The 8,887-nt window shown below is 68.2% G+C and carries 10 protein-coding genes and 2 pseudogenes; 6 read left to right on the forward strand and 6 right to left on the reverse strand.

The genetic code is table 11. From position 1 onward, the window contains the following. Positions 1–55: 55 nt before the first annotated feature. On the forward strand, positions 56–517 hold the full coding sequence (locus U743_RS17695) for a hypothetical protein (RefSeq protein WP_043764548.1): 462 nt from the start codon (positions 56–58) through the stop codon (positions 515–517). A 3-nt stretch (positions 518–520) separates the two neighbouring features. Here U743_RS17695 and U743_RS17700 read toward each other — a convergent pair whose 3' ends face one another. Beyond that, positions 521–1,438 (reverse strand): LysR family transcriptional regulator, encoded by a 918-nt coding sequence (locus U743_RS17700; protein WP_043764550.1) that lies wholly within the window; start codon positions 1,436–1,438, stop codon positions 521–523. Positions 1,439–1,541: 103 nt separating this feature from the next. On the opposite strand from U743_RS17700, the gene U743_RS17705 reads away from it, so the two are divergent. Further along, positions 1,542–2,150: an FMN-dependent NADH-azoreductase gene (locus tag U743_RS17705; protein ID WP_198021862.1), complete on the forward strand. Its 609-nt coding sequence runs from the start codon at positions 1,542–1,544 to the stop codon at positions 2,148–2,150. Between the two features lie 4 nt (positions 2,151–2,154). On the opposite strand, the gene U743_RS17710 is transcribed toward U743_RS17705, so the two are convergent. Continuing rightward, positions 2,155–3,102, reverse strand: a complete 948-nt coding sequence (locus U743_RS17710) for a DUF3187 family protein (protein WP_043764554.1) — start codon at positions 3,100–3,102, stop codon at positions 2,155–2,157. 115 nt (positions 3,103–3,217) lie between these two features. On the opposite strand from U743_RS17710, the gene U743_RS17715 reads away from it, so the two are divergent. Beyond that, complete coding sequence (locus U743_RS17715) at positions 3,218–4,285, forward strand: 3-deoxy-7-phosphoheptulonate synthase (RefSeq protein ID WP_043764556.1); 1,068 nt, start codon at positions 3,218–3,220, stop codon at positions 4,283–4,285. Positions 4,286–4,567: 282 nt separating this feature from the next. On the opposite strand, the gene U743_RS18435 is transcribed toward U743_RS17715, so the two are convergent. Both U743_RS18435 and U743_RS17725 read right to left on the reverse strand, forming a co-directional pair. Beyond that, the gene (locus U743_RS18435) at positions 4,568–4,762 is read right to left on the reverse strand and encodes a hypothetical protein (protein WP_052368362.1); all 195 of its coding nucleotides are present in this window, start codon (positions 4,760–4,762) and stop codon (positions 4,568–4,570) included. 426 nt (positions 4,763–5,188) lie between these two features. Next, positions 5,189–6,254 (reverse strand): annotated as a pseudogene (locus tag U743_RS17725) (3-deoxy-7-phosphoheptulonate synthase). A 115-nt stretch (positions 6,255–6,369) separates the two neighbouring features. Between U743_RS17725 and U743_RS17730 the strand changes: the two are divergent. Beyond that, a complete protein-coding gene (locus U743_RS17730; protein ID WP_043764554.1) occupies positions 6,370–7,317 on the forward strand; it encodes a DUF3187 family protein in 948 nt (315 codons plus the stop codon). Between the two features lie 4 nt (positions 7,318–7,321). Here the strand turns inward: U743_RS17730 and U743_RS17735 are convergent, their stop codons facing one another. Together U743_RS17735 and U743_RS19370 are read right to left on the reverse strand one after the other, a co-directional pair. Continuing rightward, complete coding sequence (locus U743_RS17735) at positions 7,322–7,714, reverse strand: NAD(P)H-dependent oxidoreductase (protein ID WP_043770376.1); 393 nt, start codon at positions 7,712–7,714, stop codon at positions 7,322–7,324. After that, on the reverse strand, positions 7,627–7,929 hold the full coding sequence (locus U743_RS19370) for a hypothetical protein (RefSeq protein WP_198022108.1): 303 nt from the start codon (positions 7,927–7,929) through the stop codon (positions 7,627–7,629). The genes U743_RS17735 and U743_RS19370 overlap by 88 nt, the downstream gene beginning before the upstream one ends. 103 nt (positions 7,930–8,032) lie before the next feature. Here U743_RS19370 and U743_RS18440 point away from each other — a divergent pair, with 103 nt between their 5' ends. Together U743_RS18440 and U743_RS19825 are read left to right on the forward strand one after the other, a co-directional pair. After that, positions 8,033–8,410, forward strand: coding sequence for a LysR family transcriptional regulator (locus U743_RS18440; RefSeq protein ID WP_156966502.1), 378 nt, complete (start codon positions 8,033–8,035; stop codon positions 8,408–8,410). A gap of 340 nt (positions 8,411–8,750) precedes the next feature. After that, a pseudogene (locus tag U743_RS19825) lies at positions 8,751–8,887 on the forward strand (LysR family transcriptional regulator); the annotation flags it as partial.

Consider the following 8,887-nt stretch of genomic DNA (forward strand, 5'->3'; position numbering starts at 1 on the left):
TGCGGCGCGCTTTGGATGCTGCGATTATGCGGCCTCCCGTTTTCCGGAAGCCTTCATGATCGATCCCCTCGCGCTGCCGACCGCCGTACGGTTGGCACTGTCCGCCGCCGGTGCGCTGCTGATGGTGGGTCTGCTCACCGGCGTCTGGAAGTACGCTCAGATCGCGCGCTCGTCGAACGCGCAGGCGCATCCCTATGTCGACATCGCACACCGTGCCAGCCTGCTCTACAGCTTCGCGGCGCTGGTGCTGGCTGCGCTCGCCGCGGTTTCGGTCTGGCCGGGCTGGGTGAATCTGCAGGCGGTTCTCTGGCCGCTGATCTTCTTCACGCTGGCTATTGCCAGCTACGTCCTGCACGGCGCGCTGGGTGATACCGACAATCAGCTGCGTTCTCCGCACGTGCTGGGTGCGCGCCGCCTGCCTGCCTGGCCACTGCACGCCTTCATGGGCGCGCTCATCGTGGCCGAGATCGGTGGCGTGGCGGTGCTGCTGGCCGGGGCGCTTGTAGCGCTCTGGTAGGCCTCAGGCCTCGCTGCAGTCGAAGCGCGCGCGCAGCGCTTCGTCGCCACGCAGCCGCTCGCGGAACCAGTTGAGAGCCAGCCCCTGCTCACCGCTGCGCCAAGCCACCAGCAGGCGCGTGCGCTCGCGCGGCACTTCCACCTGCAGGCGCACCAGGCGGCCGTCGGCGAGCCAGGGATAGGCCAGATGCCGTGGCACGAAGCCAACGCCCAGCCCGGCGGCCTGGGCGGCGATCTTGTGCATGACGCCGGACACTGCCAGCACGGGCTGGCCATCCTGCACGCCCGCGGTGCGCGCGGCGAGCTTGCGCGCCGAGTCGGCGGCCACCACGGAGCGATGCCGGCGCAGCACGCGCGGTGGCAGCGGTCCCTTATCGGCCTCGGCCACCAGGGGGTGGTCGGGCGCGCAGGCGAAATCCCAGGCGATCTCGGCCAGGCGGGCGCTGCTCAGGCCGTAGCCGCTGGGTGCCTCGCCGCCGGCGATGGCGATGTCGGCACGGCCGCCGATGAGCGCGTCCCAGGGACCGCCCAGGGTTTCCTCGATCAGGCGCAGCTCGGTGCGCGTGGCCAGCGCGTCGAAGTCGGCAACCAAGGGGAACAGCCAGTCCACCGGCAGCATGGCGTCGGCGGCGATGCCCAGCCGCGCCTCCCAGCCCTCGCCCAGCTTGCGCAGGCGGTTGTCGGTGGCCTCGGCCTGGCGCAGCAGCGCGCGCGCTTCCTCGACGACCGCCTGGCCGGCGGCGGTGAGCTGCATGCGCCGCCCGACGCGCTCGAAGAGCTGCAGGTTGTAATCCGATTCCAGCTTCTGGACGGTATAGGTCAGCGCTGATGGCACGCGATGCAGGCGCTCGGCGGCGCGCGCGAAGCTGCCGGCCTCGGCGATGGTTTCCAGCGTGCGCAACGATTCCAGGGTCAGGCGCATGGCGGCATTCAAATGAATTGATTACTGGATTCTGCACGCTCCGCTTTTTCATCGCCACGCCGAGGCATAGATTGCGGCTCAGGTTTCAATAGAGATGAAAGCCATGAAGCTCCATGTCGTCCGCTACACCCCTCGTACCGGCTCGCGTACTGCGCGTCTGCTCGATCACGCCCTGGCGCAGCTCGAGGTCACGCCCACCGTCACCGACCTCGGCGCCAGCCAGCCACCGCTCTTCGACACCACACGCGTCGACGCCTACGTCGCGCGCAACTACGGTGGCGCCGAACTCTCCGCGCAGGCGGCCGCGGCTATCAAGCCCATGGATGCCTACGTCGACAAGCTGCGCGCGGCCGATCGCGTCATTCTTGCCACGCCGATGCACAACTTCGGTCTGCCGGCGCCGGTGAAGGCCTGGTTCGATGCCGTCATCCAGAAGGATCGGACATGGACGGTGCGCGACGGGCAGTACGAGGGATGGCTGACCGGCCACAAGGCGCTCGTGCTTTACACCAGTGCTGGCCAGTACGAGGAGGAACCCGGCAGCTACGACCTGCTCACGCCCACCGTGCGCCAGCTCTTCGGCTTCATGGGTTTCCAGGAGGTCGATGTCGTCGCCGGGCAGGGAGCCGCCGCTGATCCGGACACGGTCGAACAGCGCCTGGCTGCGGCCTGCGGGCGTATCGACGGCGTGTTGGCGCGCTGGCGCGCCTGAGGCATTACCAGTAGATCGCGGCCTGCATGCTGAAATCCGGCGAAGCGTGGACGCCCAGATCCTCCTGGAAAAGAAGGTGGAGGCGGGTGGTCGCGCCGAGCCGGAAGACGCCGCCCACTGAAAGCTGCACGCTGTCGCGGGCCAGTGCCTCTATTTCGCTGTCGGTGTAGGGCGCGCGGTGCGCGTAGATCTGCACCAGGCCAGTGAGCCAGTTGGTGATATCCAGCCCCAGGCCTGCACCGCCGAAGGGTGTGACGCGGCGCTGTTGCTCGGGCAGGACGTCGCCGCGCTCGTTGAAGGCGCCGCCGGCGGACAGGAACCCGCTAACCGGCCCGGCACGAAAATCGCGCGTGACCCAGAGCGCCGCACCCCAGGCGCCGCCGCCGGATAGCTTGTCGCCGTCGCCGGTGGGGGCGCGCAGCTGTGCACCCAGCAACCAGTCGTCGGCGGGCTCGAAATGCCAGGCGACTTCCAGGTCGCCGAGGCGGTTGCCGCGGTCCTGCACGTTGAGCAGTACTTCGCCGTCGCGCTCGTAATAGAAGACGTACTGGTCGTCGAGCGCTTGGTCACGCCCGCCCTGCGGTAGCCCGAAGAAGTCGTGCCAGTCGACGATGATGCTGTCCATGAAGCCGCCGCCCTGGTGCAGCAACGGCAGGCGCACGCTCCAGAAACTGCGTTGGGAGAAGCGTCCGCTGGCGGACAGCGCCAGCTTGTAAACCTCGCCGTCGGCGAGGAATCGCTCGTCGGCCGCTTCCAGCGCCGCATACTCGCTGATCAGATCGAAGCTGGCGCCGAAGTCGAGCTGCCCGGCTTCCGGGGCGCGTGGTGCGAGTTCGGGCAGCGGCACGGCGCGCGCCAGCTGAGCGTCGTTGCGCACGGCGAAGAAATCGGCGGCTGGGGCGGCGGGCAGGGCGCACAGCAGGAGCAGTGCGCAGACAATTCGATACGGCATGGAGGCTCGGCCATAGGCGGAAGTGTCGCCGAGGATAGCCGATGCGCATCGGAATGCTGCGAAGGGTCTGCTAGTATCGCGCGCCCGAATTGATCCCACAGCAGCAGGTGCTGCCATGTCCGCCGTAACCGAAAACACCCGAATCCGCAGTGTGCGCCCCGTTTCGACCCCGGCCGAAGTCCAGGGCGAGTACCCGATGTCGCAGGCCGCCATCGATACCGTGCTGAGCGCCCGCCGCGAGATCCAGGAGATCCTCGCCGGTCAGAGTGACCGCCTGCTTGTTATTGTCGGCCCGTGCTCGATCCATGACCCAGAGGCAGCCCTGGAGTACGCCGAGCATCTGCGCGCGTTGCGTGAGCAGCTGTCACGCGACCTGCTGGTGGTCATGCGCGTCTATTTCGAGAAGCCGCGCACCACGGTCGGCTGGAAGGGCCTGATCAACGACCCGAGCCTGGACGACAGCTACCACATCGACACCGGCCTGCGCGCCGCGCGCAAGCTGCTGCTGCAGCTCACCGAGTCGGGTGTGCCGGCGGGCGTGGAGTTCCTCGACCTGCTGACGCCGCAGTACCTGGCGGATCTGGTCAGCTGGGGCGCCATCGGCGCGCGCACCACCGAGTCGCAGCTTCACCGTGAAATGGCTTCCGGGCTGTCCTGCCCCGTCGGCTTCAAGAACGGCACTGACGGCTCGGTGAAGCTGGCCGTGGACGCCGTCATGTCGGCGGCGCACTCGCATCACTTCCTGTCGATGACGCGCGACGGTCAGGTCGGCATCTTCGAGACCACCGGCAACCCGGACTGTCACCTCATCCTGCGCGGCGGCTCCAGCGGCACCAATTACGACGCCGCCAGCGTTGACGCGGCCTGCGCGGGGCTGGCCAAGGCCGGGCTGCCCGAGCAGGTGATGATCGACTTCTCGCACGCCAACAGCCAGAAGGAGCACAAGCGGCAGATCAGCGTCGGCCAGGATGTGGGCGCCCAGATCGCCGAGGGTGACAACCGCATCGTCGGCGTCATGGTCGAGTCGCATCTGCAGGAAGGGCGCCAGGACCTCGGCGGCGAGCTGACCTACGGCCAGTCCGTCACCGACGCCTGCATCGGCTGGGATGACACCGTCGCTGTGCTGCGCGAGTTGGCCGGAAATGTCGCGCAGCGGCGCAAGCGGTTGGCCGAGACCGCCTGAGCGAAGGCGTTCAGTTAGGGGGGGGGCGTCGCCGAGCGCCAGGCTGCGTTAGCCAGCTCGACGTGCGACGACCTCCAGGTATTCCGACTCGCAGTAGGTGCCGCCGTCGGCCGCTTGGTTGTGCGCCTTCCAGTGCTGCGTCAACTCCGCGTGCAGCGCTGCCTGGCCTGCTTCGTCGAGGCAGCGAAGGCCTTCTGCGCCGGGCCGTAGTAGTCGCGAAAGAGATCGACCACCTCCGCCGGGCGAAGGGATATTCGAAGGGGTAGTGGCGGCGGGTCAACGTCAACTCGGCGCCCTCGCCGAGGCGCTGCGAACGGTAGCCTCGTCGCCCCATTTGACCGGCGGCGCCATCAGCGGGGAGGGCGGCGCGTGCCTGCCGATGATCTTGAACATGCCGCCGACGAAGCCTTCGGGCGTCCAGTTGCCCATGACAATGCGGCCGCCGGGCCGGCAGACGCGAAGCAGTTCGGCGGCCACCGCGTCTCGTGGCGCGGACTGCTCGAAGCAGCTTCGTCGCGCAGAACAAGAGCTCGGCAGCAGCGACGCCCTCCCGCTGATGGCGCCGCGGTCAAATGGGGCGACGAGGCTACCGTTCGGCAGCGCCTCGCGAGGGCGCCGAGTTGACGTTGACCGCCGCCACTACCCCTTCGAATATCCCTTCGGCCCGGCGGAGGTGGTCGATCTCTTTCGCGACTACTACGGCCGGCGCAGAAGGCCTTCGCTGCCCTCGACGAAGCAGGCCAGGCAGCGCTGCACGCGGAGTTGACGCAGCACTGGAAGGCGCACAACAAGCGGCCGACGGCGGCACCTACTGCGAGTCGGAATACCTGGAGGTCGTCGCACGTCGAGCTGGCTAACGCAGCCTGGCGCTCGGCGACGCCCCCCCTAACTGAACGCCTTCGCTCAGGCGGTCTCGGCCAACCGCTTGCGCCGCTGCGCGACATTTCCGGCCAACTCGCGCAGCACAGCGACGGTGTCATCCCAGCCGATGCAGGCGTCGGTGACGGACTGGCCGTAGGTCAGCTCGCCGCCGAGGTCCTGGCGCCTTCCTGCAGATGCGACTCGACCATGACGCCGACGATGCGGTTGTCACCCTCGGCGATCTGGGCGCCCACATCCTGGCCGACGCTGATCTGCCGCTTGTGCTCCTTCTGGCTGTTGGCGTGCGAGAAGTCGATCATCACCTGCTCGGGCAGCCCGGCCTTGGCCAGCCCCGCGCAGGCCGCGTCAACGCTGGCGGCGTCGTAATTGGTGCCGCTGGAGCCGCCGCGCAGGATGAGGTGACAGTCCGGGTTGCCGGTGGTCTCGAAGATGCCGACCTGACCGTCGCGCGTCATCGACAGGAAGTGATGCGAGTGCGCCGCCGACATGACGGCGTCCACGGCCAGCTTCACCGAGCCGTCAGTGCCGTTCTTGAAGCCGACGGGGCAGGACAGCCCGGAAGCCATTTCACGGTGAAGCTGCGACTCGGTGGTGCGCGCGCCGATGGCGCCCCAGCTGACCAGATCCGCCAGGTACTGCGGCGTCAGCAGGTCGAGGAACTCCACGCCCGCCGGCACACCCGACTCGGTGAGCTGCAGCAGCAGCTTGCGCGCGGCGCGCAGGCCGGTGTCGATGTGGTAGCTGTCGTCCAGGCTCGGGTCGTTGATCAGGCCCTTCCAGCCGACCGTGGTGCGCGGCTTCTCGAAATAGACGCGCATGACCACCAGCAGGTCGCGTGACAGCTGCTCACGCAACGCGCGCAGATGCTCGGCGTACTCCAGGGCTGCCTCTGGGTCATGGATCGAGCACGGGCCGACAATAACAAGCAGGCGGTCACTCTGACCGGCGAGGATCTCCTGGATCTCGCGGCGGCGCTCAGCACGGTATCGATGGCGGCCTGCGACATCGGGTACTCGCCCTGGACTTCGGCCGGGGTCGAAACGGGGCGCACACTGCGGATTCGGGTGTTTTCGGTTACGGCGGACATGGCAGCACCTGCTGCTGTGGGATCAATTCGGGCGCGCGATACTAGCAGACCCTTCGCAGCATTCCGATGCGCATCGGCTATCCTCGGCGACACTTCCGCCTATGGCCGAGCCTCCATGCCGTATCGAATTGTCTGCGCACTGCTCCTGCTGTGCGCCCTGCCCGCCGCCCCAGCCGCCGATTTCTTCGCCGTGCGCAACGACGCTCAGCTGGCGCGCGCCGTGCCGCTGCCCGAACTCGCACCACGCGCCCCGGAAGCCGGGCAGCTCGACTTCGGCGCCAGCTTCGATCTGATCAGCGAGTATGCGGCGCTGGAAGCGGCCGACGAGCGATTCCTCGCCGACGGCGAGGTTTACAAGCTGGCGCTGTCCGCCAGCGGACGCTTCTCCCAACGCAGTTTCTGGAGCGTGCGCCTGCCGTTGCTGCACCAGGGCGGCGGCTTCATGGACAGCATCATCGTCGACTGGCACGACTTCTTCGGGCTACCGCAGGGCGGGCGTGACCAAGCGCTCGACGACCAGTACGTCTTCTATTACGAGCGCGACGGCGAAGTACTGCTCAACGTGCAGGACCGCGGCAACCGCCTCGGCGACCTGGAAGTCGCCTGGCATTTCGAGCCCGCCGACGACTGGTTGCTGGGTGCACAGCTGCGCGCCCCCACCGGCGACGGCGACAAGCTATCCGGCGGCGGCGCCTGGGGTGCGGCGCTCTGGGTCACGCGCGATTTTCGTGCCGGGCCGGTTAGCGGGTTCCTGTCCGCCGGCGGCGCCTTCAACGAGCGCGGCGACGTCCTGCCCGAGCAACAGCGCCGCGTCACACCCTTCGGCGGTGCAGGCCTGGGGCTGGATATCACCAACTGGCTCACTGGCCTGGTGCAGATCTACGCGCACCGCGCGCCCTACACCGACAGCGAAATAGAGGCACTGGCCCGCGACAGCGTGCAGCTTTCAGTGGGCGGCGTCTTCCGGCTCGGCGCGACCACCCGCCTCCACCTTCTTTTCCAGGAGGATCTGGGCGTCCACGCTTCGCCGGATTTCAGCATGCAGGCCGCGATCTACTGGTAATGCCTCAGGCGCGCCAGCGCGCCAACACGCCGTCGATACGCCCGCAGGCCGCAGCCAGGCGCTGTTCGACCGTGTCCGGATCAGCGGCGGCTCCCTGCCCGGCGACGACATCGACCTCCTGGAAACCCATGAAGCCGAAGAGCTGGCGCACGGTGGGCGTGAGCAGGTCGTAGCTGCCGGGTTCCTCCTCGTACTGGCCAGCACTGGTGTAAAGCACGAGCGCCTTGTGGCCGGTCAGCCATCCCTCGTACTGCCCGTCGCGCACCGTCCATGTCCGATCCTTCTGGATGACGGCATCGAACCAGGCCTTCACCGGCGCCGGCAGACCGAAGTTGTGCATCGGCGTGGCAAGAATGACGCGATCGGCCGCGCGCAGCTTGTCGACGTAGGCATCCATGGCTTGATAGCCGCGGCCGCCTGCGCGGAGAGTTCGGCGCCACCGTAGTTGCGCGCGACGTAGGCGTCGACGCGTGTGGTGTCGAAGAGCGGTGGCTGGCTGGCGCCGAGGTCGGTGACGGTGGGCGTGACCTCGAGCTGCGCCAGGGCGTGATCGAGCAGACGCGCAGTACGCGAGCCGGTACGAGGGGTGTAGCGGACGACATGGAGCTTCATGGCTTTCATCTCTATTGAAACCTGAGCCGCAATCTATGCCTCGGCGTGGCGATGAAAAAGCGGAGCGTGCAGAATCCAGTAATCAATTCATTTGAATGCCGCCATGCGCCTGACCCTGGAATCGTTGCGCACGCTGGAAACCATCGCCGAGGCCGGCAGCTTCGCGCGCGCCGCCGAGCGCCTGCATCGCGTGCCATCAGCGCTGACCTATACCGTCCAGAAGCTGGAATCGGATTACAACCTGCAGCTCTTCGAGCGCGTCGGGCGGCGCATGCAGCTCACCGCCGCCGGCCAGGCGGTCGTCGAGGAAGCGCGCGCGCTGCTGCGCCAGGCCGAGGCCACCGACAACCGCCTGCGCAAGCTGGGCGAGGGCTGGGAGGCGCGGCTGGGCATCGCCGCCGACGCCATGCTGCCGGTGGACTGGCTGTTCCCTTGGTTGCCGACTTCGACGCGCTGGCCACGCGCACCGAGCTGCGCCTGATCGAGGAAACCCTGGGCGGTCCCTGGGACGCTCATCGGCGGCCGTGCCGACATCGCCATCGCCGGCGGCGAGGCACCCAGCGCTACGGCCTGAGCAGCGCCCGCCTGGCCGAGATCGCCTGGGATTTCGCCTGCGCGCCCGACCACCCCCTGGTGGCCGAGGCCGATAAGGGACCGCTGCCACCGCGCGTGCTGCGCCGGCATCGCTCCGTGGTGGCCGCCGACTCGGCGCGCAAGCTCGCCGCGCGCACCGCGGGCGTGCAGGATGGCCAGCCCGTGCTGGCAGTGTCCGGCGTCATGCACAAGATCGCCGCCAGGCCGCCGGGCTGGGCGTTGGCTTCGTGCCACGGCATCTGGCCTATCCCTGGCTCGCCGACGGCCGCCTGGTGCGCCTGCAGGTGGAAGTGCCGCGCGAGCGCACGCGCCTGCTGGTGGCTTGGCGCAGCGGTGAGCAGGGGCTGGCTCTCAACTGGTTCCG

The organism is Algiphilus aromaticivorans DG1253, assembly GCF_000733765.1.
GTDB lineage: Bacteria > Pseudomonadota > Gammaproteobacteria > Nevskiales > Nevskiaceae > Algiphilus > Algiphilus aromaticivorans.

Coding starts and splice junctions, on each gene's coding strand:
- U743_RS17700 (WP_043764550.1), bottom strand. CDS start 1,438: ATGCGCCTGACCCTGGAATCGTTGCGCACGCTGGAAACCATCGCCGAG.
- U743_RS17730 (WP_043764554.1), top strand. CDS start 6,370: ATGCCGTATCGAATTGTCTGCGCACTGCTCCTGCTGTGCGCCCTGCCC.
- U743_RS17715 (WP_043764556.1), top strand. CDS start 3,218: ATGTCCGCCGTAACCGAAAACACCCGAATCCGCAGTGTGCGCCCCGTT.
- U743_RS18440 (WP_156966502.1), top strand. CDS start 8,033: ATGCGCCTGACCCTGGAATCGTTGCGCACGCTGGAAACCATCGCCGAG.
- U743_RS17705 (WP_198021862.1), top strand. CDS start 1,542: ATGAAGCTCCATGTCGTCCGCTACACCCCTCGTACCGGCTCGCGTACT.
- U743_RS17710 (WP_043764554.1), bottom strand. CDS start 3,102: ATGCCGTATCGAATTGTCTGCGCACTGCTCCTGCTGTGCGCCCTGCCC.
- U743_RS19370 (WP_198022108.1), bottom strand. CDS start 7,929: ATGAAGCTCCATGTCGTCCGCTACACCCCTCGTACCGGCTCGCGTACT.
- U743_RS17695 (WP_043764548.1), top strand. CDS start 56: ATGATCGATCCCCTCGCGCTGCCGACCGCCGTACGGTTGGCACTGTCC.
- U743_RS17735 (WP_043770376.1), bottom strand. CDS start 7,714: ATGGATGCCTACGTCGACAAGCTGCGCGCGGCCGATCGCGTCATTCTT.